The sequence below is a fragment of the Streptomyces sp. MBT53 genome, from assembly GCF_016654115.1.
Taxonomy (GTDB): Bacteria; Actinomycetota; Actinomycetes; order Streptomycetales; family Streptomycetaceae; genus Streptomyces.
The window spans coordinates 69075-93485 of the sequence record NZ_JAEQAZ010000034.1 but is presented as its reverse complement, the minus strand read 5'-3'; the positions used below and the strand labels follow the sequence as shown (position 1 = coordinate 93485).

The window sequence follows — 24411 nt, the reverse complement described above, 5'->3', positions numbered from 1 at the left end:
CCACTACGGCCCCCGCCGCGACCCCGCCCGCCGAGGACCTCTCCTTCACCGACGAACTCGCCCGCACCGGAATCGGCACCGCCCACCTCGTCCTCGCCGCCACCTCCGTCCTCCTCGTCACCACCGGCGCCCTGCTGCTTTCCCGGAGGCGCCGATAAACGCGGAACGTCGTTTCTGCGACCATCTCCGCGTGGACTACCCGAACGACCAGGCCCCCGGCGCCCCCGTGCGCGACGGCATCCCCGAGCACGGCCGCATCCCCAAGTACTACGCGGTGAAGGCCCAAATCGCCGCGCTCGTCGACGAGTTGGGGGAGGGCGCGGTGATCCCCACCGAGCGCGACCTCACCGAGCGGTACGCGGTCGCCCGCGAGACCGTCCGCCAGGCGCTGCGCGAACTCCTGCTGGAAGGCAGGCTGCGACGGCAGGGCCGGGGCACGGTCGTCGCGGGCCCCAAACTGGAGCAGCCGCTGTCCCTGGCCAGCTACACCGAGGGCGTACGACGGCAGGGACGCACCCCGGGCCGCAGTCTCGTCGGCCTCGACCGCTTCCCCTGCCCCGACGCCCTCGCCGCCGAGACCGGACTGACCCGCGGCGAACCCGTCTGGCACCTGGAGCGTGTCCTGCTCGCCGACGAGGAGCGGGTCGGCCTCGAAAGCACCTATGTCTCCGTCGCCCGACTCCCGCACCTGGACACGGACTTCGAGCCCGGCTCCTCCTTCTACGGCTACCTCGACGCCCGCGGCATCCGCTTCGGCGACGCCGACGAACGCATCGAGACCGTGCTCGCCACCCCGCGTGAGGCCCTGCTCATCGGCACCCCGCCCGCCCTGCCGATGCTGCTGATCCACCGTGTGTCGAGGGACGCGGAGGGGCAGCCGCTGGAACGGGTCCGGGGTTTGTACCGGGGCGACCGCTTCTCGTTCGTCACCAACCTAACGAATCGATAACGGGTCTAGCCCAAACCCGCGGCCCTGGTTCACGCTCTAGGCGTGAGAGTCACAGTCGTCGGAGGCGGCGTGGTCGGCACCATGCACGCCTGGCAAGCAGTGGAACGCGGCCACGAGGTCGTCCAGATCGAACGCGAGACGGAGGCGCGCGGCGCGTCCCTGCGCAACTTCGGACTGATCTGGGTGGGCGGCCGGGCGGGCGGCGAGGAAGTCGAAACCGCCCTGCGGGCACGGGAGTTGTGGGAGGAGATCGGCCGTCGCGTCCCCGCCGTCGGCTTCCGCGCCAACGGCTCGCTGACCGTGGTGCGCGGCCCGCACGAACTCGCCGTCGCCGAGGCCGCCGTGGCCCGCGAGGACTCCGCCGCCCGCGGCTGCAAACTCCTCGCCCCCGCCGAGACCCGCGCCCTCAACCCGGCCCTGCGCGGCGACTTCACCGCCGCCCTGTACTGCGAGCGCGACGCGGCCGTCGAACCCCGCACCGCCCAACTCGCCCTGCGCGCAGAGCTGTCGAAGTCCCCGCGCTACACGTTCCTGTCGGGACGCGAGGTCCGCGAGGTCGTCGGCGAACACGCCGTACGCGACGACCACGGCGACGTGCACCCCGCCGACGCGGTGATCCTGTGCACGGGCGCCTGGCTCGGCGGACTCGTCCGCGAACTCGCCGGACCCCGACTCCCCGTCCGCCGCGTCCGGTTGCAGATGATGCAGACCGACCCGCTCGGCGAACCCCTCCCCACCTCGGTCGCCGACGCGGACAGCTTCCGCTACTACCCCGCCTACCGAGGCCCCGCCCTCGACCAACTCGCCACCCACCAACCGCAGTTGCCCACCGCGGCCGCGCACGCCATGCAACTCCTCATGGTGCAGCGCGCCGACGGCGGCCTGACCATCGGCGACACCCACGAGTACGAGCACCCCTTCGCCTTCGACACCGTCGAGGACCCCTACGACCACCTCGCCGAGGTCGCCGAGTCGCTCCTCGGCCGCCCGCTGCCGAAGATCCGCCGCCGCTGGGCCGGTGTGTACGCCCAGTGCACCGACCCCGCCCGGGTCGTCCTCCGTCAACAGGTGCGCGACGGCGTGTGGTTGGTCACCGGCCCCGGCGGACGCGGCATGACCTGCTCACCGGCGATCGCCGAGACCACCGCGAACGAACTGGACTGGTGACACCCCCATGAGCCCCCTGAGCCCCCTGAACCACGACATCCGTCTCGTCGTCCTCGACATGGCCGGCACCACCGTCACCGACGACGGTCTCGTCGAAGAGGCCTTCACCGCCGCCGCCCGACACCTGGGCGCGGAACCCGCCACGATGCTGGACCACGTCCGCGCCACCATGGGCGAGTCCAAGATTGCCGTCTTCCGGCACCTGTTCGGCGAGGAGGCGAAAGCCCAACAGGCCAACAGGGCCTTCGAGTCGGCCTACGCCGACCTCGTCCACGGCGGCCGGGTCACCGCCCTCCCCGGCGCCCGCGAAACCATCGAGACCCTCAAGTCCCAAGGCCGCACAGTGGTGTTGACGACCGGCTTCGCCCGCAGCACCCAAGACGCGATCCTGGCCGCCCTCGGCTGGCAGGACCTCGCGCACCTCACCCTGTGCCCCGCCGACGCCGGGGGCCGGGGACGCCCGTACCCGGACATGGTCCTCACCGCGTTCCTGCGGACGGCCGCCGCAGACGCCGTAGGACAGATGGCGGTGGTCGGCGACACCTCGTACGACATGCTCAGCGGCGTCCGGGCCGGGGCGGGCGTGGTCGCCGGTGTGCTCACGGGGGCACACCGGCGGGACGCGCTGAGCGGCGCGGGCGCGACCCACGTCCTCGACTCGGTCGCCGAACTGCCCGCGCTACTCACCGAGTTGGACCTTCAGACGAGGTCCACGATGTCCGCGATGGAGTCCACGACCTTCGTCGGGCGGTAGGGGTAACGGTCGAGGTCGGCTCGGGTCGTCAGACCGGTCAGCACCAGGAAGGTCGTCATCCCGGCCTCAAGCCCGGCCAGCACATCGGTGTCCATCCGGTCGCCGATCATGGCGCTCGTCTCCGAGTGCGCGCCGATGGTGTTCAGCGCGCTGCGCATCATCAGAGGGTTCGGCTTGCCGACGAAGTACGGCTCCTTGCCGGTGGCCTTGGTGATCAGCGCGGCGACCGAGCCGGTCGCGGGGAGCGCGCCCTCGGGGGAGGGGCCGGTGTTGTCTGGGTTGGTGGCGATGAACCGGGCCCCGTCGTTGATCAGCCGGATCGCCTTGGTCAGCGCCTCGAAGGAGTACGTCCGCGTCTCGCCCAGGATCACGAAGTCGGGGTCCGAGTCGGTCAGCACATAACCGGCGTCGTGCAGCGCCGTCGTCAGGCCGGCCTCGCCGATGACGTAGGCGGTGCCACCGGGATGCTGGTTGTCCAGGAAGGCGGCGGTGGCCAGGGCCGAGGTCCAGATGTTCTCCACCGGCACTTCGAGGCCGATCCGGTTCAGCCGGGCGTGCAGGTCGCGCGCGGTGTAGATCGAGTTGTTGGTGAGGACCAGGAACGGACGCCCGGTCTCCCGCAGCTTCTTGATGAACGCGTCGGCGCCCGGAACCGGGACGCCCTCGTGCATCAGCACCCCGTCCATGTCGGTGAGCCACGATTCGATGGGCTTGCGCTCTGTCATGGCGACCATGCTAAGCACTCCGGATGTCACCTCCCCCATACGGAGCAATCGGGCCCCGCCAGGGATGCGCGACCGGGTGACCAGGAGGAGTCTCCAGTTATCTGGAGGTTCACGATGGGCTCACTGAAAGTCACTCTCTGTGCAGGTGCCGCGGTCCTGGCGGCACTCACCCCGACGGCGTACGCGGCGGACGGAGGCACGGTCTCGGTGACCCCCGCGTCCCCCGCCCCCGGCGCCGACGTAGCGCTCAAGATCAGCGGCTGCTCCGGTACGACGGGCTCGGCGGCGTCGGACGCGTTCGTCGCCGACGCGAAACTCGTCGGCACGGCCGGCACCCTCGCCGGCGAGACACAGGTCCGCTCCGCCCTGGAACCGGGCAACTACGACGTGAAGATCACCTGCGGCGGCGTGACGGTGAAGGGCGCGATCAAGGTCGTGGCGAATGAATCGGGATCCCCCTCCGCGCAGCCCCCCGCCTCACCCGTCGCCCCCGTCCACGCGGGCGGTGGCGGTACCGCGCACCTCGCCGCCGTGGACGCCCGCGCGGCCGGTCCCGGTACCGTGCACGCGGTGGTCGGGCTGCTGCTGGCCGGTGTCGCCGCGACGGCCGTGGCGCTGCGCAGCGCCCGCCGGAGCCGTAGGCCCAGCCGGACGGACTGACCGGCCGTGTTCGATCACGATCGGCCCGCCGAGCACGAGCGCTCCACCGGCACCGGACGGCTGCTCACCGGCGTGGCCTGGGCCATGCTGCTGCTCGGGCTCTGGCTGTGGGGCCAGGACCTGACCGACATACGGCAGGGCATATCCGCGCCCACCACCGGCGACGTGGCCGCGGTCGGACGGCCCCCCGAGGCCGAACTGCCGCCCGCCGCAAAGCCGTTGGGCAACGCCCTGCCGCAACGCATCGACATCCCCGACCTGGCCGTACAGGCACCGGTCGTGAACCGCGGACTCGACCCGCAGGGCGCGATCGACCCGCCGCCCTTCGACCAGGCCGGCGTGGTCGGCTGGTACGGGAACGGAGTTCGGCCGGGGGCCGCCGGTACCGCCCTGATGGTCGGGCACGTCGACACCGAGACCCGGCCCGCCGTCTTCTACAAGCTCAGCACGCTGCGCCCGGGCCGCACCATCCGCGTCGTCCGCGACGACGGCAAGGTCGCCGACTTCACCGTCGACGACGTACGCGTGCTGACCCGCGCCCACTTTGACGCCCAACAGGCCTACGGCACAAGGCAGTCGGGCCGCGCCGAACTGCGCCTCATCACCTGCGGCGGCACCTTCGACCGCGCAGACCGCAGCTACACGGCGAACGTCATCGTGTCCGCATACCTCACCGGAACCGGTTTCTGACGGCACCTGGCCCGGCCGACGACCCGCTCCCCCCGAAGCCGCCGACCGGGCTGGTCCTCGACCGCGCGCGCCCGGGCTGCGGGAGTAACCCGGCGAACTGCGCGGGAGGTATGGGAAAACACCGCGGTGGAGGATGTGAACCGGCCGGGGACCGGGGCCGTTGGAGTCGACTGTAGAACGAATGAGCGCCCGGGCCTAGAGGGCGAATGACGCCATGTCCACATGTGGTAGCTCCCTGTCATATGCACAGGTGGTTCGCGGTGCTACGGCGCCCTCAACTCGGCGTCGTCCACGCCCCGTTCGATCACCGACCGCGCCACCCGGTCCAGCGGCAGCCGACGTCGTCGCGCGTACCGGCGCAACTCCACGAACGCCTCGTCGGTGCCGACCTGCCAGCGCTCCGCGAGCATCCCCTTGGCCTGTTCGATCCGTACCCGGCTCGACAATGCCTCCTGCAACTGCCCGGCCAGGGAGCGGTATTGGGTGTACGCGCGATGGTTCTGCAGCCCCAGGCCCGCCGCGTCGGCCAGCGCCTGCGCCACCAGCAACTCCGAACGGCCGCCGTCCGGGCCGCCGTTGGGCAGCGTCGCCACGAACACGTTGAGCGCGCCGAGCAGCGTGTCCCGGCGGCGCACCGGCACCGCGAAGGTCGCCACGATCCCGTGCCGCAGCGCCCGCTCGGTGAACTCCGGCCAGCGGGCGGCGGCATGGGCCACCCCGATCGACACCGGAGCCACGGCACGCCCGGAGCCGTAGCTCTCCAGACAGGGCCCGCCACCGTGCTGGGCCGCCAGCAGATCGAGCGCCACCTCCTCCCGATGACTGCTCCCGGCCAGCGACACGGCCTCCCCGCCGTCGATCAGCATCACCCCGGCCGTCCACGCGGACAGCAACTCCACGCAGTGGTCGGACAGTCGGCGCAGATAGTCACCGATGTCGAAGGTCTCGGTGAGGGTGTCGGCCGCCTCCACCAGCGCCGCGGCGAGCCGGCCCTCCCGGTTCGTTCGGTGCATGACGGCCACCTTCCCCTGTGTCCTGGGGCCGGGCGCCTACCCAACGCGGCCGTGCTGTAACAACCGGCCGACAACATCCCGGGCGTTCTCGTGGGCGGCACGCCACGTATGTCACGATTGAGCCTTGGATCGGTACAGCCAAGGGGGAGTTGGATGTACGGCAGCCAGGGGACCCCGGTTCCCTTCGGCACACGGGCGTCGGCACTGGTCCTGGGGGCGGCACTGCTCCTCGCGGGCTGTTCCTCGGGGGGCGGGGACAAGAAACCCGACGCGGGAGCGAAGATCACCCAACAGCCCGGCGGCGCCGACCCGATCTGGGTCAACCCCGACACCAACGCGGCCCGGCAGCTCGCCGCCTACACCAAGGCGGGCAAGACCGCCGACGCCGCACAGATCCGGAAGATCGCCGAACAGCCGACCGGCGAGTGGATCGGCCCGGAGAACCCCAAGGCGGAGGCCCAGGGCTTCACCGAGGCCGCCGACAAGGCCGGCCGCACCGCGCTCCTCGTCCTCTACAACATTCCGCACCGCGACTGCGGCCAGTACTCCCAGGGCGGCGCGGGCGACGGCGACGCCTACCGCGCCTGGATCGACGCGGTGGCCCAGGGCATCGCCGACCGCTCCGCCACGGTGATCCTCGAACCGGACGCCCTGCTCCACCTGGTGGACGGCTGCACCCCCGCCCAGTTCCAGGACGAGCGCTACGACCTCCTGAACTACGCCATCACCAAGCTCAAGTCCCTCAAGCACACGAAGGTCTACCTGGACGCCGGAAACGCCGGCTGGGGCCACCCCGACGAGATCTACCAGCCCCTCCAACGAGCAGGCATCACCAAGGCCGACGGCTTCGCGGTGAACGTCTCCAACTTCTACTCCACGGAAGACTCCATCGCGTACGGCAAACAACTCTCGGCCAAGGTGAACGCCAAACACTTCGTCATCGACACCAGCCGCAACGGCAACGGACCGTATACGGCGGGCGACGAGGACGAGAACTGGTGCAACCCACCGGGCCGTTCCCTGGGCGAAACCCCGACGACGAAGACGGCAGACCCCTTGGTGGATGCCTACCTGTGGATCAAACGCCCCGGGGAATCCGACGGCGAGTGCAAGGGCGGCCCCAAGGCGGGCGAGTGGTGGGCAAGTTATGCGTTGAAGCTGGCGCGAGCATCAACTCGTTAGGGGCGCGGGGAACTGCGCGACCAGCCCCCACGCACCCGCACCCAACCGACAACCCTCTACGGCACCTTGACCCACACGGCCTTACTCGGCGTCCCCAGATCGTCATCCACAAACAGCATGTACCACCCGGACTGAACCAAGTTCTTGTCCTTCGGTACCGTCACTGTGATCTTGTTCCCGGTCGTCTTGAAGTCCAACGCGATCGACCGCTGATCCACGTCAGTGACATGCGTCGAAGCGCTGGGCCGAATCAGCCGCACCTTCTTGATCGAAGAAGCATGCTGCGAGGTGAACGTCCCCGACGCGCCCCGCGCAATCGACTCCGGCCCCCCGGAAATGTCCGGCCGCGAATCCCGGTACAGATACGGCGGCGTATAGATCTCGATCCGCTGCTCAAAAACCCCCGGCTTCGTGTTCGCCTTGTCCGCGTACAACGAGTTGGACCCGAAGAACATCACCCGCCCGTCCGGCAGCAGAATCGACCCGGAGTGGTAGTTCCGCCCCACCAGCGGATCGGCGACCTTCTCGAAGGTGTTCGTGTCGGGGTGGTACAGCCGAGCCTGAAGGATGTCGGAGTCACTGCGCCCCCGATAGTCCTCGGAACCGCCCGACACCAGCACGGTGTCGTCGGGCAGGATCGAGGTCTGCGCGTACCGCGTGCCCTTCTCCAGCGAAGGCCCGTCCACGAACTTCGGGCCGGCGTCCTTGAGATCGACGAGCCGCGTCTTGTTCGTCGACAGCTTCGACTCACCGACACCCCCGCCCCCGATCACCATGTACTTCTCGTCCTGCGCGGGAGCGAGCAGCACGGTCGCCGAGGTCTCCATCATGTTCGGATCACTGAGCCCGGGAATCTTCGTGAACTGATTGGTGTCGACGTCCCAAATGCCGGGATCGCGGCCCACGTTGTCCGGCCCGTACCCCGCGTTCGACCCCGAGTAGAACAGCTTCCCGTTCTCCATCAGGAACAGCGCCGGATACGTCGGGAACTGCCGCTTCGTCTTCGTGTACGTCCACGTCTTCGTCGCCGGATCGAAGATCTCGTTCTTCCCCGGCACCAACTGCCCGATGTCGTCGAGCCCGGAGACGCTGAGCACCTTCCCGTCCGACAGAGTCGTCAGCGTCGGATACCAGCGGGCCTCGTTCATCGGATCGACCTTGATGTACTTCTCGGCGACCGGATCGAACTCGTACGCGTTCTTGATCCCCTCGAAGTCCCGCTTGTCGAGCCCGAACTTGTTCCCGATGCCGTAGGTGTTGCGCTCGTCGGCGCCGGTCAGCCCCTGGATGCGGTAGTTGTCCTGGGTGCCGGTCTCGTACTGGGTGCCCTCCTTGGGCGCCTCGACGACGACCCGGGCGTAACCGGGGTTGTTCCGCAGGAACTTGCCGGTCTTCTTGTCGAACACCTTGATCGCGCGCGGGACGATGACGGAGTCCGTGGAGAGGAAGGACTTGCCGTTGGCCTTGCCGGTGAACCTGGTGCCCTGGGGCAGTGTCATCGGTTTGTCGGGGTTCTCGTTGTAGAGAATCATCACGCCCCCCGCCTTCTTCACATCCCCCTTCAGCTTCTCGTACTTCTGGGTGCCGCCCGCGATCAGCAGGTTGCCGTTGGCGAGTTGGGTGTGCCCGGTGCAGAACAGGTCGGCGGGGGTGGGCACTTTCTTGATGGTGCCCTTGACCGGGTCCCAGATCCGGGTGTCGAACTTCTTCGCGTTGAAGTTGTCCTGGTTGTTGCCCGACCCGGCGATGAGCAGCACCTTGCCGGTGCGCAGCAGCGCCGCGTGAATCGTGTCCTGCCGGTACTTCTTGGGGAACTGGATGATGTCCCAGTGCCCGTTGTCGGCTTTGTACTCGGGCTTGTTGATGACGTACTGGTGGTATCTCTCGGTGCCGAATCTGTACAGCCAGGGCCCGTTCATCCCGGCCAGGGCGATGACGACCACCGTGCTGATCGCGAGTCGACGGGCACGGCGCCGGCCGGCTTCCTTCATTCCTTACGGCCCCCCGTCCCGCCGAGCACGATCTGCATGGTCTGCTCGCTGTTGCCCGCCGCCGCCCAACTGGGCTTCTGCTGCGGGACGGTGGGGGCGGGGGCGACGGGCGGCTGCTTCTTCTCCTGGCGCAGCATGTACCGCCAGGCGAGGATCGGCGACGCGGTGATCAGCAGCGCGAACGTCGCCCAGGTGATCATCGCCGGGTGGGAGTGCCCGTTCTCGAACCCGGCCATCAGCGAGCCGCCGAAGATCAGAATGAAGAACCAGTGCACGCGGAACGTCCCGAACAGCGTGTCGGGGCTGGCCGAGTCGCCCTTGGGCGTCACCACGAACTTGCTCTTCCTGCGCAGTACGGCGTCGAACAGCGAGCGCGCGTATATCGGCGCCGACAGCGCGGACATCACCATGCCGGCGACCCCGCCCGACCCCTCCGGTTCGTGCGGGGAGACGTTGTGCCGCCGGTTCCAGATGTAGAGGCCGATCTGCAGCGCGGACGCGTTGCCGTAGAGCATCAGCCACATCGTCGGGTCGATGTTCACACCCGAGGCGCCAAGGCCGAGGAACAGGGCGCAACTCAGCGCGGCCAGTATCCAGTTGAGGGCCGACATCGGGTAGAAGATGATCATCATGGTGTAGTTGAAGAGCTTGCCCGGAGGCATCGAGAAGAAGCCCTTCCAGTACTGCTTGAGGATCGTCTCGTACGTGCCTCGCGACCACCGCAGCTGCTGCGTGAAGAAGTCCGTCCAGGCGCTGGGCCCTTCGCCGACCGCGAGCACGTCGGGCGTGTAGACCGACTTCCACTTCTTGCCGGTGGCCGGGTTCTTGGCCCGATGCATCTCGAATCCCGTGGCCATGTCCTCGGTGATCGAGTCGTACAGCCCGCCGATCTGCTGAAGTGCCTTGATCCGTACGGCATTCGACGTGCCGACGAACATCGGCGAGCCGTAGCGGTTGCCGGCCCGCTGGATCAGGGCGTGGAAGAGGAACTGCTGCGACTCGGCGGCCTTGGTGACCGGGGTGTCGTAATTGCCGTACACCTGGGGGCCGATGACGAAGCCGACGTCCGGGTCGCGGAAGAAACCGAGCATCCGCTCCAGGTAGTTGGGCAGCGGAACGTGGTCGGTGTCGACGGAGGCGAAGTAGTCGTACTCGTCGCCGTGCGCCTCCAGCCAGGCGTTGTAGTTGCCGTGCTTGGTCTTCGCGCGGTTGGGCCCCTTGGGCCGGTTCCACTTCTCGACTCCCTTGCGGGAGAAGTGATGCACGCCGAGCCGTCCGCACACCGCCTTGACCTCGGGGTCGTCGCCCTCGTCCAGCAGCCACACGTGCAGAAGCCCCCGGTGGCGCAGCCGTACGGCCGCCTCCAAGGTCTTGGTGACCATCTCCAGGGGCTCCTTGCCGGGCACGAACGTCGTGATGAACGCGACTCTCGTGCCGGTCTCGGGCACCACCGGGATCGGGTCGCGGGCGACCAGCGTGGCGTGCGCGTTGGACAGCACGTTCATGCAGCGGAAGAACTCGATCAGACCGATCGCGACCAGCATCACGATGTCCAGCGCGGGCAGGAAGTCGTAGGCGGGATAGTCGCGTTGGGTCCAGTGCTTGGGCTGGAGCAGCCAGCCCAGCAGGATCAGGGAGAGCAGCGGCGCCGCGCCCAGCATGAGCGCGGCGCGGACGCGGTGCGTCTCCTGCGACAGCAGCGACCGGTACTGGACCTTGTACGGCCGGTCCGGGGCGGGCTGCGTGAGGGGTCCCGCAAGGCGGCTGTAGTGCTCGTAGTCGTATCTCGGAAGCGTGTTCCTGATCCGGCGGAAGCTGCCGGTCCGGTGTCCCGGGACTCTGAGTTCGGTGGTTTGTGACGGGTCGAAGCCCTGTCGGGCGCCCGTCGGCGTCGACGTCATGAGTCATCCCCCCACACGCGAGAACGCGCGTGTCTGTTTGTCGCGGCCGCCCGTCAGGGTCCCCCTCGACCCTCGACGGGCGTGTCAGTGGTGGCCACAGTCACCACACAGTCCACTCACAAAGACATGCGACTGCGACCGTCCGGTTGCGCGATGCCCCCTCCGACATCTGTTCCCGGGCGGGGCCCCTCCTCCCCGCGAAACCGCGCAACCGGTTCCGTACCCCCTCAACTGCCATGTACCGACAGCATCTTCAAAACCAGGGTTCTACGGTGTTCATCTTGATCGCAAGACACGAAACGCGGTGTTTACCGGTCATACGCGTTCATTGGGGCGTGTGTGGGGATCAGGTGGAGTCGTTGTGGACAACCTTGTGCGCACGTTGTCGAAGTGCTCCCTTATGGCCCGCTCCGCACGCTTCGCGTCCCCGGACCTGACCGCGTCGAGGATCTCCCGGTGCTGGCGGCAGGTGACCTCGGGGTCCTGCGGGCCGGTCGCGAGATCGGCGCGGACGCGGTGGAAGGCGTCCCAGAAGGCCTCCAGGACCTCGCTCAGCAGCGCGTTGTCCAGACCCCGGTAGAGAGTGGCGTGAAAGGCGCGGTCGGTGGCCGCGAGCCCGACTCCCTCGGCGGCCTCCCGCTCCATCTGCCGTACCAGCGCGTCGAGTTCGACGAGATCCCGCTCGGGCAGCCGCCCCGCGAGCCGGGCGACGAGCCCCGACTCGACCGCCTCCCGCAGTTCGAGCAGCTGCAGCAGGCTGTCCTCGCCCCGGTAGTGCCCGACGACGGTACGGAACGCGAGACCCTCGACCATCGGCGCGAGCGACATCGGGCCGACGTACGTCCCGAACCCGTGCCGGATCTCGACGATCCCCATCGCCTGCAGTGCCTTGAGCGCCTCGCGCACCGAGTTCCGGCTCGCGCCGAGGAACACCATCAGCTCGGGCTCGGTCGGCAGCGGCGCCCCCGAGGGCAGCCGACGGTCGAGGATGAGCTTCTTGATCCGCTCCTGAAGGTCACGGGCTGCCATGGCGAGAGGGTATCCGGCCAAACGGGGGGAGAGCTGTGTTCCGCCCGCACGGATGTTCCGGCCGCGCGGCTGCCTCGGTGCCCGTACGGAGCCTCCGCAACGGCGTGTGCCTTCGCCCCGGCGTATGTCTCCGCCTCGGCGTATGTCTCCGCCCATGCAAAAGGCCCTCCGCAGTGCGGAAGGCCTCCGGCGCCACCAGGGACTTCGGGGTCGGACTCTCGGGCACGGGTCACCGCGGTGCCGGAGCGAGGGGGTGTGGGTGGCGGAGCCCCCGCCACGCGCGGCGAAGCCGTGCAAAAACGACGATAGCGAGGCCGCTTCGCGCTTTCCGCGAACATGCCTCGCCATCGCTAGCGTGCGCCGCCAGGGACTCGAACCCCGGACCCGCTGATTAAGAGTCAGCTGCTCTAACCAACTGAGCTAGCGGCGCCTGCTGACCTGCACAACTCTACCGGACGCCCGGGGGTGCTCCCGACCACCCCCCTCGGCCCCTCGGCGGGCCCTTGTACATCATTCGGACCGTCAACATGCGAGTCCGGAAGACAGTTGAGAAACTGGCGCACGTGCACGAGCGCGGAAATATCCATCTGGAGTGTGAGGGGCATCGCATGGAGACTCCGGTATTCGAGGAATTCGATCCCGCGAGCGATTGTGATTGCCCGGAATGCGTTCACCGGCGGCGGACCCTGCCGCATTCCCCGACCGTCCGAACCGGCGGTCACCCCACCGCCCAACGAGTCCTGGTGGTGGCCGCCGCCGCGTCCGCGACTCTCGCCGCCGGGCACGCCGTACCGGCCCTCGCCGCCCCCCACACCTCACCCCGACCCGGCGTCCCCGCAGGTGACACGGGCGACGAGCCCGCCACCCCGCAGGGCACCAAGGCCCCGCTGCACGGCCCGAGCGGGAAACCGGCGAAGCCGGCCGGTGTCCTCAAGGCGCCCGCGACCACCCGGGCGGAGATCATCAACCGGGCCAAGACCTGGATCACGGCCGAGGTGCCGTACAGCATGAACGAATACTGGTCCGACGGTTACCGGCAGGACTGCTCGGGGTTCGTCTCGATGGCCTGGGGGCTGCCGGGGAACGAATGGACCGGCAGCCTCGACCAGTACGGGACGCGCATTTCCAAGGAGGAACTGCAGCCCGGCGACATTCTGCTGTTCCACAATCCGGAGAATCCCGAGAAGGGCTCCCACGTCGTCATCTTCGGCGGCTGGACCGACTACACGCACACCTACTACATCGCCCTGGAGGAGACGCCCTCGCACGCCCGGCGCCAGTCCACGCCGTACGCGTACTGGAGCCACTCCGCCAACTACGTCCCCTACAGCTACAAGGGCCTGACGATGAGCGCGGCGGAGGTCAACCCGAAGCCCGCGGCGCCTTCGAAGCCCGTGGTGCCCCCGGTGACCCCGGCCGGGGCGGTCACACCGAAGACGGCGTACCCGGGAGCGGCGTATTTCGGCCCCGGCGCCAACAACAAGTACGTCACCCAGCTCGGCACGATGCTCGTCGCCCGGGGTGCCGGCGCCTACTACGCGGCGGGCCCCGGCCCGGTCTGGTCGGACGCGGACCTGCTGGCCACCCAGGCCTTCCAGCAGGCCCAGGGCTGGACCGGCGCGGACGCGGACGGTCTGCCGGGACCGCTGACCTGGGAACTGCTGGTCACCGGCAAGGGCCGGAACATCGGCGGCGGCGCGGTGGTGGGGGCGGCGGGCCCGCCCGCCTCGCACGCGGCCCCCGGCTACCCCGGCCGGGCCATGTTCCGCCCGGGCGCGACCAACAAGTACGTCACCGAGCTCGGAAAGCAGCTGCTCAAGAAGGGCTTCGGCCGGTACTACACGACCGGCCCGGGACCGCGCTGGGGCGAGCCGGACCGGCGCAACGTCGAGGCGTTCCAGCGCGCCCAGGGCTGGCGCGGCGGCGCGGCGGACGGCTACCCGGGGCCGGAGACCTGGCGCCGCCTCTTCTCGTAAGCACGCTCATCACCCCGCTCGTCCCCACCCGTTGTGACGCATCTGGCGCGGAGGCTGGAGGCAACCATGAGTACGACGACCACTTCACAGACGCCCGAGAACGAGGAACCCGCGGGACCGCCCGAGGGGCAGACCCGACCCGCGCGGCTCATCCAGAACGAGGCGACCACCGAGATCCCCGTCCACCTGCTGTTCCGCGACGACCCCGACCCGGTGTCGCTGCCGCTCAGACCCGCCGTCGTAGGACGCAGGCAGGGCACCGGTGAACAGCCGCGCTTCCGTCGCCCCCTCCCGGCCAAGCCGCGCCCGGCACCGGAGGTCGACCCCGAGCTGGTGGAGCGGCCCGCCCGGGTGCTGCCCGGCACGGCGGGCGTGCTCGCCGGTTCCTGCGGACTCGCCGGCTGTCTCGCCGCCTCGTGGTGGGCGGGCGTCCTGCCCCCGCTCGCGGCCGACGCGCTACGGCTGCCGGTCTACGGCGGTGCCGGGCTCGGTCCCGCGCAGTGGGCCGCGTACGCGGGGGCCGGCGCGCTCGGTCTTTTCGGCTTCGGCGGTCTGGCCCGGGGTCGTACCGGAGGGGCCTGGGTGCTCGGCCTGTTCGGGCGGTACCGGGGGACCGTCCGGCGCACCGGGCTGATGTGGGTCAACCCGCTGCTGCTGCGCCGCCGGGTCGACGTACGGCTGCGGCACTGGCGCAGTGAGCCGATGCCGGCCGCCGACGCGAACGGGGTCGCGCTGCGGGTCGCCGTGCTCGTGGTGTGGCGGGTGCGGGACACCGCGCGGGCCACGCTCGGCGTCGAGGACCACGAGACGTATCTGCGGGAGTGCGTGGAGGCGGCGCTGACCCGGGTGCCGGTGGAGCCGCCGGGCGGTGGCGCGAAGGGCGCGGCCGAACTGGCCGTCGACGCGCTGACCCGGCTGGTCGCGGCGGACGCGGCGCCGGTCGGCATCGAGGTGTTCTCGGTGCAGCCGCTGCGTGTCGAGTACGCCCCGGAGGTGGCCGCGGCGATGACCCGGCGCCGTATCGCCACGCTGGACGCGCAGCAGCGGGCGACGATGCTCACGTCGGTGGTCGACTCGGTGGAGGACACCGTCACCCGGCTGACCATGCGCGGCCTGGTGGAACTGGACGACTACGAACGCAAGGCGCTGGTCAAGGACTTGACGGTCGCGTTCTGTTCGGGACGGGGGGAGGCGGCGCCGTGACGGACCCGGAGGCGTCCCTGAAGACGGGCGCCGCTTTTGGTATGGACACAGTCAAGTAGGGGCAATAATCTGGGACTTGGTCTAGACCTGCACGGCTCACGGAACTCCCCACACGTTCTCCAGGAGCGGCAGCATGCGCAAAAAGACCAAATGGTATGCGGGCGTGCTCGGGCTCACCACGGCCGGGGCCATCGTGCTCTCGTCCGGGGCCGCGAGCAGCCACGGCTACACCGACCTCCCCATCAGCAGGCAGAAGCTCTGTGCCAACGGCACGGTGACGAACTGCGGTGACATCCAGTACGAGCCGCAGAGTGTCGAGGGCCCCAAGGGCTTCCCGGCCGCCGGTCCCGCCGACGGCCAGATCTGCAACGGCGGCATCAGCCGCTTCGCCCAACTCAGCGCACCGAAGGCCCCGTCCGGCGCCGCCTGGCCGACGACGAAGGTGACGGGTGGTCAGTCGTACACCTTCCGCTGGCAGTTCACGGCCATGCACGCCACCACGGACTTCAAGTACTACGTCACCAAGGCGGGTTGGAACCAGAATCACAACCTGGCCCGCTCGGACCTCAACACCACGCCGTTCCTCACCGTCCCCTACAACGGCCAGCGCCCGCCGGCCACCCTCTCGCACAGCGGCACCCTCCCGTCCGGCCTGACCGGCCACCACGTGATCGTGGCGGTGTGGACGATCGCGGACACCGCCAACGCGTTCTACGCCTGCTCGGACGTCACTTTCTGAGCATTGCTTGAGAGAGTCCGGTGTTCCCCGGGGGTAGGTTCCCTCCATCAAGCGGTATCTGACCTCGGGGGACACCATGGAAGCGCTGTTCTACGTAGTGCCTCTGCTCATGATCGCCTTCGCGGTGGCCGGCATGGTCGGCGTGGTCCGCCGTTCGCGGCGGGTCAGCAGCGCCTGGAACGGCGGGCTCACGGCCGAGGGCCGCTGTCTGCGGACGTACACGACGACCAGCGGCGGCGCCGGGGACACCATGGTGTCGACCTCGCTGCACCACGTCTACGAGTTCACGACCCGCGAGGGCCGGACCGTCCGCTTCGAGGAGACGAACGGACCGGGGACCGTCCTGGAGGGCGACATCGTCACCGTCCACTACACGGCCGACCACCCGGAGCACGCCACGGCCCACGCTCCGGCCCGCGGGAAGCTCGCGGCGGAGACGGGCTGCGTGCTGGTGTTCCTCGGTGTGTTCATCGCCTTCTGCGTCGGATTCATCGTGGTGACCCACGAGATGGCCCGAGCGGCGGACTACTTCACGGGTTCATAGGCTCCACATCTGACGGTACGTCAACTACCGTGCGCCTCCATGGAGTCCAGGAGGCGTACCGTCGCGGAACTCGTACAGGCACGGTGGGACGACCACCGCCCGGGACTGTGGTGCGAGGAGCGGGTGCTCACCCACCACGAGATGGCCGCCGGTGCCGCGGCCAGGGCGGCGCTCCTCACCGACCTCCTGCCGGCCGGCACCGCACCCCATGTGGGCGTGCTGCTCGACAACACCCCCGAATATCCCCTGTGGTTGAGCGCCGCGGCCCTCGCGGGAGCGGCCGTCGCCGGCATCAACCCCACCCGCCGCGGCCCCGAACTGGCCCGCGACATCCTGCACACCGAATGCCGGGTCCTGGTCACCGAGCGCGGACACCTGCCACTCCTCGACGGCCTCGAACTCCCCGGCGTTCGCCTGCTGGTGACGGACACTCAGGCCTACGACGACCTCCTCGCGCCCTACGCGGACGCGAAACCGGACGCCTTCTCCCGGGCCACCCCCGACGACCGCATCCTGCTCTACTTCACCTCCGGTTCCACCGGCGCCCCCAAGGCCGCGATCTGCACCCAGGGCCGCCTGGCCGCCGCCGGAAGCTCCCTGGTCGACAGCTTCGGGGTGCTGGCGGAGGACGTGCACTACATCTGCATGCCGATGTTCCACGGCAACGCGGTGATCGCCGACTGGGCACCGGCGCTGGCGGCCGGGGCGGGCGTGGCACTGCGCCGCCGCTTCTCGGCCTCCCGGTTCCTGGACGACGTACGGGCGTACGGGGCCACGTACTTCACCTACGTCGGCCGTGCGGTGCAGTACATCCTGGCCACCGAGGAACGCCCCGACGACCGGGACAACCCGCTGCGGATGGGCTTCGGCACGGAGGCCGGGGCGGTGGACGCGGCGGCGTTCGAGCGGCGGTTCGGGGTGCGGCTGGTGGAGGGGTACGGGTCCTCGGAGGGCGGGGCGGCGGTGCAGTGGTCGCCGGGGACACCGTCCGGGGCGGTCGGACGGGCGGCGCCCGGGCTCGCCGTACTCGATCCGCAGACGCGGGCGGAGTGCCCGCCCGCGGTCTTCGACTCGGCCGGGCGGCTGCTCAACGGGGAGGAGGCGATAGGGGAGTTGGTGAATCGGGCCGCCAACCCCTTCGAGGGCTACTGGCGCAACCCGGAGGCGGACGCGGAGCGGCGCCGGGCGGGCTGGTACTGGACGGGGGACCTCTTCTACCGGGACACCGACGGCTACCTCTACTTCGCCGGCCGCACCGACGACCGCCTCCGCGTCGACAGCGAGAACCTGGCCGCCGCGATGATCGAGAACATCCTCGCCCGCTACGAGGGCGCCGACGCCGTGGCCGTCTACGCGGTACCGGACCCGGTCACCGGCGACCAGGTCATGGCCACCGTCGCCGGGCACTTCGACCCGCTCTCCTTCGCCGAATTCCTGCTCGCCCAGCCGGACTTGGGGACGAAGATGGCACCCCGCTTCGTACGGGTGGTACGGCGGATGCCGGTCACGGCGACCAACAAGATCCACCGGGCGGGACTGCGGCGGGAGGGGATCCGGTGCGCGGATCCGGTGTGGTGGCGGCCACCGGGGGAGGCGGCCTATCGACGGCTCACTCCGCAGGACGCCGCCGTGGCAGCGGGGACCGGTCGGACCGGCTGAGGATGGCGGCCCTTGGTTGATCTACGAGTTCCTTGCCGGTTGAATCCTCGAAGCACCGTGGTCCGGTGCTTCGAGGAGGGGGACTCGATGAGCAACTTCGCGGCCGTGGGAATCATCGTCATGGGCATCGGTGCGCTGATGTGCTTCGCGAACTCCGGCGGTCTCGTCAAGGTTCTGAAGCTGCGGAATCTGAAACGGCACGGAGTCCAGGGCGAGGCCGTCTCCACACTGCAGGAGTGGATCAGCGGCGGGCATCGCGTCTACTACCTCGTCCTCCTGCACGGGGCCCCGTCCGGGAGCCGGCAGCCCCACTTCATCGAGGTCGGGGTGGAACCTCGCGGGCCGGTGGGCACTGTCGTACCGGTGGTGTACGACCGGAGGAACCCGGACCGGGCCAGAACGGGAACGCTCGCGGACATCGCCGACATCGATCTGTCCGATGACTGGCGCTTCGTGAAGCTGTTCTGGGTGCCGGGGCTGACGCTTGTAGCGCTGGGCGCGCTGCTGGCGATCACGATGACCGTCATCTGACGACAAAGGGCACCCTCCCGAAGAAGGATGCCCTTGATCACACACAGTGCGCCGCCAGGGACTCGAACCCCGGACCCGCTGATTAAGAGTCAGCTGCTCTAACCAACTGAGCTAGCGGCGCATGACTCACGCCTTCCGCTGGATCTGAGTCTCGCGGAGGGCGACGAGAAAATACTACCTGGTCCGGAGGGGTGCTCCGGACCAGGTCCGTGTCGGCGGCTAGATCGCGAGAGACAGCAGTACAGGGCCCGCTTCGCGGTTCAGGGTGTCCGCCGCCTGGCGGAGGCGGTGGGCGTGTTCGACCGGGAGGGAGAGGGCCAGGCAGCCCACCGAGGAGCCGGCCGTGATGGGGACGGCGGCGCAGACCGTGCCCAGCGCGTACTCCTGGAGGTCGAGGTGGGGGACGGTCGGCGGCTGGGTCTCCAGGCGGGAGAGCAGCAGCTTGTCGCTGGTGATGGTGCGCGAGGTGAGGCGGGCCATCTTGTGGCGGGAGAGATGGTCGCGGCGGCCGTTGTGGTCGAGCTGGCCCAGCAGGCTCTTGCCGAGCGCGGTGGCGTGCGCGGAGAAGCGGAAGTCGACCCACTCGTTGACCGCCGGGGTGGTGGGCCCGGCCGCGTACTGGGTGATCGTGACCTCGCCGTCGACGTACCGGCTGACGTAGACCGCCGCGCCCAGGGAGTCGCGCAGCCGGTCCAGGGTCCGCTGGATCTGTGCGCGCACCGCCTGGTCGCGGCCGGCCGCGGAGCCGAGCCGGCCCAGGGCCTCGCCGGTGACGTAGGCGCCGTCGGTGAGCTGCTCGACGTAGCCCTCGCGGCGCAGGGTCCGCAGCAGTATGGTCAGGCGCTCGACGCCGAGGCCGGTGCGGCGGGCCAGTTCGGTGTCGGTGACACCGGTGGTGTGTCCCGCGACGGTCTCCAGGATGCGCAGTGCGTCCTGTACCGAGTGGTAGGGAGCGGTCGGCTCGTGCATCAGCGCCACGGTGTTTCTCCCTGCGCTCGCTTTTTGGGCCGTGATACCGGACAGCGAATCCCTTCCACGATAGCTGTCAAACGGCCGATGTGGAGCGGCTGTTGGCGAGATTGTGTTCCTGCTCATGCCCTCCCAACTGGGACGCGGGACCTTTGGCATATGCCATCGGCATGCCACGTGGCGTAGACCTTGGGTGTTCGGTTGTTCACTCGGCGTAGTTGAACAAACGTCAAAGAATCGCGCCGAGAAATTCCCGGGTCCGCCGGTGTTCCGGATCGCCGAAGATCCGCTCCGGCGGGCCGGATTCGATGACCTTGCCCGCGTCGAACATCAGGACCTGGTCCGAGATGTCCCGGGCGAAATTCATCTCGTGGGTCACACAGAGCATGGTGATGTCGGTGGTGCGGGCGATGTCCCTGAGCACGTCGAGCACGCCCGCGACCAGCTCCGGGTCCAGTGCGGAGGTCACCTCGTCCAGGAGCAGCACCTGCGGGCGCATCGCCAACGCCCGCGCGATCGCGACCCGCTGCTGCTGGCCGCCGGACAGCTGGGTCGGGCGGACGCCGGCCTTGTCGGCGAGGCCGACCAGGTCCAGCAGCTCCAGGGCGCGCGCCTCCGCTTCGTCCTTGGGCAGGCCCAGGACGGTCACCGGCGCCTCGGTGATGTTGCGCAGCACGGTCATGTTCGGGAAGAGGTTGAACTGCTGGAAGACCATACCGATCTTCTTGCGGATCTCGCGGACCCGCTTCTCGGGCGCGGGGAAGAGCTGCTCCCCGTCGACGGTGATCGTCCCCTCGTCCGGCTTCGTCAGGGTCATCAGCAGCCGCAGGATCGTGGTCTTGCCCGACCCGGAGGGGCCGATCAGGGTGACGTGCCTGCCGGACTCGACGGAGAAGTCGAGGTCGTCGAGCACGGTGTTGGACCCGAAGCGCTTCGTGACGTGGTCCAGGCGGATCAACTCGCTGCCGTCCACCGGGGGGTTGGCGCCCGCGTCGGGATCGTTCATCAGGGGAGTGTCAGTGGACAAGGCGTCGCTCCAGGGCTCGGATCAGCAGAGAGGCGGGGTAGGAGACGAGGACGAAGGCGACCCCGATCACGGTGATGGGCTCGGTGAACTGGAAGTGCTCCTGGGAGAAGAGCCGGGCCTGGCCCAGCAGTTCCAGCACGGTGATCGCCATCAGGATCGGGGTGTCCTTGAGCATCGCGATCACGTAGTTGCCCAGTGCCGGGACCACCCGGCGGATCGCCTGCGGCAGGATCACGGCCGTCCAGGTCCGGCGCACCGGCAGGTTCAGCGCGGTCGCCGCCTCCCACTGGCCGACGGGCACGGCCTCGATACCGGCGCGGTAGACCTGCATCGTGTACGTCGAGTAGTGCAGCCCGATCGCGAGGACGCCGGTGGTCAGCGCGGAGAAGGTCAGCCCCCACTCCGGCAGCACGTAGAAGAGGAAGAACAGCTGCACCAGGAGCGGGGTGTCCCGCACGAACTCGGTGACGGCCCCGACCGGCCAGCGCACCCAGCGAGTCGGGGCCCGCATCAGCAGCGCCCACACCAGCCCCAGCCCGAACGAGATCAACGACCCGAGCAGCAGCGCCTGCAGACTGACGGCCAGTCCGTCCCAGAAGTACGGCATGAAGTCGCGTACGGCGTTCCAGTCCCAGTTCACGCGAGCCCACCTCCGACACCGGTGGTCTGCGCGCGCTTCAGCTGCCGCGCGGTCCGCTCGTCTCCGGGTGCCTTGCCGATCCCGGCCCTCAGCCGCTTCTCCAGCCCGCGCATCAGCCGGGTGAGGGTGAAGGCGATCACGAAGTAGATCAGCAGGATGTACGTGTAGATCTCCGCGCTCTGCTGCAGCGCGAGCCGCACCAGGTTGGCGCTGAAGGTGAGATCACCCATGCCCATGACCGACACCAGGGCGGTGCCCTTGAGCAGTTCGATCAGCAGGTTGCAGAAGGGCGGGACCATCTCCGGCACCGCCTGCGGCAGCAGGATCAGCCGCATCCGCTGCCAGGGCGTGAAGCTCAGCGCGACCCCGCCCTCCTGCTGCGCCGGGTCGACCGCTTTGAGCGCCCCGCGCACGATCTCCGAGCCGTACGCCCCATAGGTCAGCCCGAGTGCGAGGGTGCCCGCCCACAGCGGGACGAGCTGCCAGCCGAAGGCGACCGGCAGCACGAAGAACACCCAGAAGATCATGACGAGGGCGGAGGTGCCGCGGAACACCTCGGTGTAGAAACCGGCGAGGAAGCGGACGACCCACAGCCGGTGGGTCCGGGCGACGCCGACGACGAACGACACGGCGGTCGCCAACAGCGCGCTGAGGACGAGGAGTTGGACGGTGGTCCAGATCCCCTTGAGGACGAGTTCCCAGAGGCCTGAGGTCATGCGCCGCAGAGCTCCTTCGCGGTGAGGTCCGTCATCTCGGCCTTCGTGAACCCGAAGGGCCGCAGGATGCGGAACAACTCCCCGCTCTTCTTGAGCTGGTGCAGCTCTGCGTTGAAGGCGTCGCGCAGCTTCGTCTCGGTCGGCCGGAACGCGAACGCGCCCCCGTCGATCCGCGGTTTCCCGTCGACGAGCGGTGCGAAGGGCCGGGTCGACTCGGCCTTCGCCGACTTCCGTACGACCGCGCGGGTGGTGAGCGCCGTGCCGGCGAAGACGTCGACTCGCCCTGCCTCTACGGCGTTCAGCCCGGCGACCTGGTCCGGGACGATCAGGATGTCGCCCTGCTCGTACCCGGCGTCGACCGCGTGCTGGATCTGCGCGTACCCGGTGCCGGTGGCGAACCTCGCCTTCTTCGCGACGACGTCCTTGTAGTCGTGCAGCCCCTTCGGATTGCCCTTGCGGACGACGAAGGAGTCGAGCACCTGGTAGTCCGGGTCGGCGAAGACGACCTGCTCACAGCGTTCCGGGGTCACATACATCCCGGCGGCCACGACGTCGAACTGCTGCGAGTTCAGCCCCGGGATGAGCGAGCCGAACTCGGTGGGCACGGGCTGCACCCTGTCGACGCCGAGCCGCTTGAAGATTGCTTTCGCCAACTGCGGTGCCTCACCGGTCAGTTGACCGTCCCTGTCGATGTAGCCGAACGGGATCTCACCCGCTATCCCCAGCCGTACGACGCCCTGCGCCTTCAGCCGGTCGAGCAGATCGCCGCCGCCCGCGGCCGACGCGGTGGCCACGCGGCTGCAGCCGGCCGCGCCCAGCGCACCGGCCGCCGCCACCCCGGCGAGCAGTGCCCGACGGGTGTGACCCGGCGCGCGACCGGGTGTGTGTCTGTCGTTCCCATGTGGTGGAGCCATGGGCGCGCGGCTACCCGATCGCAAACGGGTTATGCGCCCCGGATTCCGAACAGCGCGTGCGCCGCCCGCAGCACCAGGTCGTCCCGGTGCCGGGCCGCAACGATCTGCATCCCGATCGGCAGCCCGTCCCCGTCGCTCCCCACGGGGACGGTGGCGGCGGGCTGCTGGGTCAGGTTGAAGGGGTACGTGAACGGGGTCCAGCCGGTCCAGCGGCGGTGCCCGGAACCCTTCGGGACCTCCACTCCCGCCTCGAACGCGGTGATGGGGAGGGTCGGCGTGACGAGAAGGTCGTAGCGCTCGTGGAACAGGCCCATGCGGCGGCCGAGTTCCGCGCGGACGTCCACCGCCGCCAGATAGTCCAGCGCGGAGAGGCGGGCCCCGGCGGCGCGGATCTCCCGCAGCCCCGGGTCGAGCAACTCCCTTTGCGGCGGGGCGAGTTTCTGGGTCGCGCGGGCCGCGCCGCTGAACCACAGGGTGTGGAAGGCGTCCACCGGGTCCGTGAAGTCGGGGTCGGTCTCCTCGACGTACGCGCCGAGCGCGGCCAGCCGTTCCACGCCCCGCCGTACGGCCGCCGCGACCGCCGGACGGACCGCGACCTGGCCGCCGAGGGACGGGGAGTACGCGATCCGCAGGCCCTTTATGCCGTGTGCGAGGGCCTCCGTGAAGGATCCCGACGGCCGGTCCAGGCCCGACCAGTCGCGGGCGTCCGGGACACCGATCACGTCCAGCAGCAGCGCCGCGTCCGCCGCGTCCCTGGTCATCGGGCCGACGTGCGACAGCGTGCCGAACGCGCTCGCCGGGTACAGCGGCACCCTGCCGTACGTCGGCTTCAGCCCGAAGACCCCGCAGAAGGCCGCGGGGATACGGACGCTGCCGCCGCCGTCCGTGCCCAGCGACAGCGGGCCCGCGCCGAGGGCAACGGCCGCCGCACTCCCGCCACTTGAACCGCCGGACGTGCGGGAGGGGTCGTGCGGGTTGCGGGTGATGCCGGACAGCGGGGAGTCCGTGACGCCCTTCCAGCCGAACTCCGGGGTCGTCGTCTTCCCGACGAACACCGCGCCGTGTTCGCGGAGTCGGGCCACCGAGGGCGCGTCCTCGTCCCAACTGCCCTGTTCCGCAACGGTCTTGGAGCCGCGCAGGGTCGGGGCGCCGCGCTGGAGCAGGATGTCCTTCACGGTGACCGGCACCCCGTCGACCAGCCCGGCCGGCTCGCCGCGCCGCCAGCGCTCCGCCGACTCGGCCGCCCGCGCGAGCGCGCCCTCCGCGTCGAGCCGTACGAACGCGTTCACGACGGGCTGGATCTCCTCGGCCCGCTCCAGGGTCGCGCGGGTCGCCTCCACGGGGCTGAACTCCCCTCTGCGGTAGCCGTCCAGGAGTTCCACGGCGGTCAGCTCGGTGAGTTCGGTCGTCATCCGGCCCTCCAGGCTTGGGA

Annotated in this window: 24 protein-coding genes and 2 tRNA genes; 13 read left to right on the top strand and 13 right to left on the bottom strand. The window is 69.5% G+C overall.

Annotated features, from left to right (window positions below; genetic code table 11):
• The 4 genes from JHN45_RS15395 to JHN45_RS15380 all read left to right on the top strand — a co-directional run.
• Positions 1-158, top strand: a 158-nt coding sequence (locus tag JHN45_RS15395; RefSeq protein WP_201049373.1) for an LPXTG cell wall anchor domain-containing protein, incomplete at its 5' end; no start/stop codon positions are given.
• Between the two features lie 32 nt (positions 159-190).
• Entirely contained in the window at positions 191-949 is a 759-nt protein-coding gene (locus JHN45_RS15390) for a GntR family transcriptional regulator (protein WP_201049372.1), read from the top strand.
• 81 nt (positions 950-1030) lie between these two features.
• Positions 1031-2116, top strand: coding sequence for a TIGR03364 family FAD-dependent oxidoreductase (locus tag JHN45_RS15385; RefSeq protein WP_236583708.1), 1086 nt, complete (start codon positions 1031-1033; stop codon positions 2114-2116).
• Between the two features lie 7 nt (positions 2117-2123).
• Positions 2124-2870, top strand: a complete 747-nt coding sequence (locus tag JHN45_RS15380; RefSeq protein WP_201049370.1) for a phosphonatase-like hydrolase — start codon at positions 2124-2126, stop codon at positions 2868-2870.
• Here the strand turns inward: JHN45_RS15380 and JHN45_RS15375 are convergent.
• Positions 2816-3595, bottom strand: a complete 780-nt coding sequence (locus JHN45_RS15375; RefSeq protein WP_200717370.1) for an HAD-IIA family hydrolase — start codon at positions 3593-3595, stop codon at positions 2816-2818. The genes JHN45_RS15380 and JHN45_RS15375 overlap by 55 nt on opposite strands.
• A gap of 114 nt (positions 3596-3709) precedes the next feature.
• Between JHN45_RS15375 and JHN45_RS15370 the strand changes: the two genes are divergently transcribed.
• Both JHN45_RS15370 and JHN45_RS15365 read left to right on the top strand, forming a co-directional pair.
• On the top strand, positions 3710-4255 hold the full coding sequence (locus tag JHN45_RS15370; RefSeq protein WP_201049369.1) for a hypothetical protein: 546 nt from the start codon (positions 3710-3712) through the stop codon (positions 4253-4255).
• A 6-nt stretch (positions 4256-4261) separates the two neighbouring features.
• Complete coding sequence (locus JHN45_RS15365) at positions 4262-4945, top strand: class F sortase (RefSeq protein ID WP_201049368.1); 684 nt, start codon at positions 4262-4264, stop codon at positions 4943-4945.
• A gap of 263 nt (positions 4946-5208) precedes the next feature.
• Here JHN45_RS15365 and JHN45_RS15360 read toward each other — a convergent pair whose 3' ends face one another.
• Positions 5209-5958 carry an ANTAR domain-containing protein gene (locus tag JHN45_RS15360; protein WP_201049367.1) on the bottom strand — a complete coding sequence of 250 codons (750 nt, stop codon included), beginning with the start codon at positions 5956-5958 and terminating at the stop codon, positions 5209-5211.
• 153 nt (positions 5959-6111) lie between these two features.
• Between JHN45_RS15360 and JHN45_RS15355 the strand changes: the two genes are divergently transcribed.
• The gene (locus JHN45_RS15355; protein ID WP_201049366.1) at positions 6112-7140 is read left to right on the top strand and encodes a glycoside hydrolase family 6 protein; all 1029 of its coding nucleotides are present in this window, start codon (positions 6112-6114) and stop codon (positions 7138-7140) included.
• A gap of 56 nt (positions 7141-7196) precedes the next feature.
• Here JHN45_RS15355 and JHN45_RS15350 read toward each other — a convergent pair whose 3' ends face one another.
• From JHN45_RS15350 to JHN45_RS15335, 4 genes are all read right to left on the bottom strand, one after another.
• On the bottom strand, positions 7197-9131 hold the full coding sequence (locus JHN45_RS15350; RefSeq protein ID WP_201049365.1) for a kelch motif-containing protein: 1935 nt from the start codon (positions 9129-9131) through the stop codon (positions 7197-7199).
• Complete coding sequence (locus tag JHN45_RS15345) at positions 9128-11032, bottom strand: glycosyltransferase family 2 protein (protein WP_200712506.1); 1905 nt, start codon at positions 11030-11032, stop codon at positions 9128-9130. The genes JHN45_RS15350 and JHN45_RS15345 overlap by 4 nt, the downstream gene beginning before the upstream one ends.
• A gap of 315 nt (positions 11033-11347) precedes the next feature.
• Entirely contained in the window at positions 11348-12061 is a 714-nt protein-coding gene (locus tag JHN45_RS15340) for a FadR/GntR family transcriptional regulator (RefSeq protein WP_201049364.1), read from the bottom strand.
• 356 nt (positions 12062-12417) lie between these two features.
• A tRNA-Lys gene (locus JHN45_RS15335) sits at positions 12418-12491 on the bottom strand.
• 178 nt (positions 12492-12669) lie between these two features.
• On the opposite strand from JHN45_RS15335, the gene JHN45_RS15330 reads away from it, so the two are divergent.
• The 6 genes from JHN45_RS15330 to JHN45_RS15305 all read left to right on the top strand — a co-directional run bounded on the left by JHN45_RS15330 (position 12670) and on the right by JHN45_RS15305 (position 18713).
• Entirely contained in the window at positions 12670-14037 is a 1368-nt protein-coding gene (locus tag JHN45_RS15330) for a peptidoglycan-binding protein (RefSeq protein WP_201049363.1), read from the top strand.
• 66 nt (positions 14038-14103) lie between these two features.
• Positions 14104-15240, top strand: a complete 1137-nt coding sequence (locus JHN45_RS15325) for an SPFH domain-containing protein (RefSeq protein ID WP_200712503.1) — start codon at positions 14104-14106, stop codon at positions 15238-15240.
• A gap of 133 nt (positions 15241-15373) precedes the next feature.
• Positions 15374-15979, top strand: a complete 606-nt coding sequence (locus JHN45_RS15320; protein ID WP_201049362.1) for a lytic polysaccharide monooxygenase — start codon at positions 15374-15376, stop codon at positions 15977-15979.
• Positions 15980-16055: 76 nt separating this feature from the next.
• Positions 16056-16523 carry a DUF3592 domain-containing protein gene (locus JHN45_RS15315; protein WP_201049361.1) on the top strand — a complete coding sequence of 156 codons (468 nt, stop codon included), beginning with the start codon at positions 16056-16058 and terminating at the stop codon, positions 16521-16523.
• Between the two features lie 39 nt (positions 16524-16562).
• Complete coding sequence (locus tag JHN45_RS15310) at positions 16563-18182, top strand: long-chain-fatty-acid--CoA ligase (protein WP_201049360.1); 1620 nt, start codon at positions 16563-16565, stop codon at positions 18180-18182.
• Between the two features lie 87 nt (positions 18183-18269).
• Positions 18270-18713, top strand: coding sequence for a DUF3592 domain-containing protein (locus tag JHN45_RS15305; RefSeq protein WP_201049359.1), 444 nt, complete (start codon positions 18270-18272; stop codon positions 18711-18713).
• A 47-nt stretch (positions 18714-18760) separates the two neighbouring features.
• Here the strand turns inward: JHN45_RS15305 and JHN45_RS15300 are convergent.
• The 7 genes from JHN45_RS15300 to JHN45_RS15270 form a co-directional block, all read right to left on the bottom strand.
• A tRNA-Lys gene (locus tag JHN45_RS15300) sits at positions 18761-18834 on the bottom strand.
• 98 nt (positions 18835-18932) lie between these two features.
• A complete protein-coding gene (locus JHN45_RS15295) occupies positions 18933-19691 on the bottom strand; it encodes an IclR family transcriptional regulator (RefSeq protein WP_200712498.1) in 759 nt (252 codons plus the stop codon).
• Positions 19692-19911: 220 nt separating this feature from the next.
• Positions 19912-20688: an ectoine/hydroxyectoine ABC transporter ATP-binding protein EhuA gene (ehuA, locus tag JHN45_RS15290; protein ID WP_201049358.1), complete on the bottom strand. Its 777-nt coding sequence runs from the start codon at positions 20686-20688 to the stop codon at positions 19912-19914.
• Positions 20689-20698: 10 nt separating this feature from the next.
• Positions 20699-21349 carry an ectoine/hydroxyectoine ABC transporter permease subunit EhuD gene (gene ehuD / locus JHN45_RS15285; RefSeq protein ID WP_200712496.1) on the bottom strand — a complete coding sequence of 217 codons (651 nt, stop codon included), beginning with the start codon at positions 21347-21349 and terminating at the stop codon, positions 20699-20701.
• The gene (gene ehuC / locus JHN45_RS15280) at positions 21346-22065 is read right to left on the bottom strand and encodes an ectoine/hydroxyectoine ABC transporter permease subunit EhuC (protein WP_201049357.1); all 720 of its coding nucleotides are present in this window, start codon (positions 22063-22065) and stop codon (positions 21346-21348) included. The genes ehuD and ehuC overlap by 4 nt, the downstream gene beginning before the upstream one ends.
• Entirely contained in the window at positions 22062-22979 is a 918-nt protein-coding gene (gene ehuB, locus JHN45_RS15275) for an ectoine/hydroxyectoine ABC transporter substrate-binding protein EhuB (RefSeq protein WP_201049356.1), read from the bottom strand. The genes ehuC and ehuB overlap by 4 nt, the downstream gene beginning before the upstream one ends.
• Before the next feature lie 29 nt (positions 22980-23008).
• Positions 23009-24391, bottom strand: a complete 1383-nt coding sequence (locus tag JHN45_RS15270) for an amidase (RefSeq protein ID WP_201049355.1) — start codon at positions 24389-24391, stop codon at positions 23009-23011.
• Positions 24392-24411 lie beyond the last annotated feature (20 nt).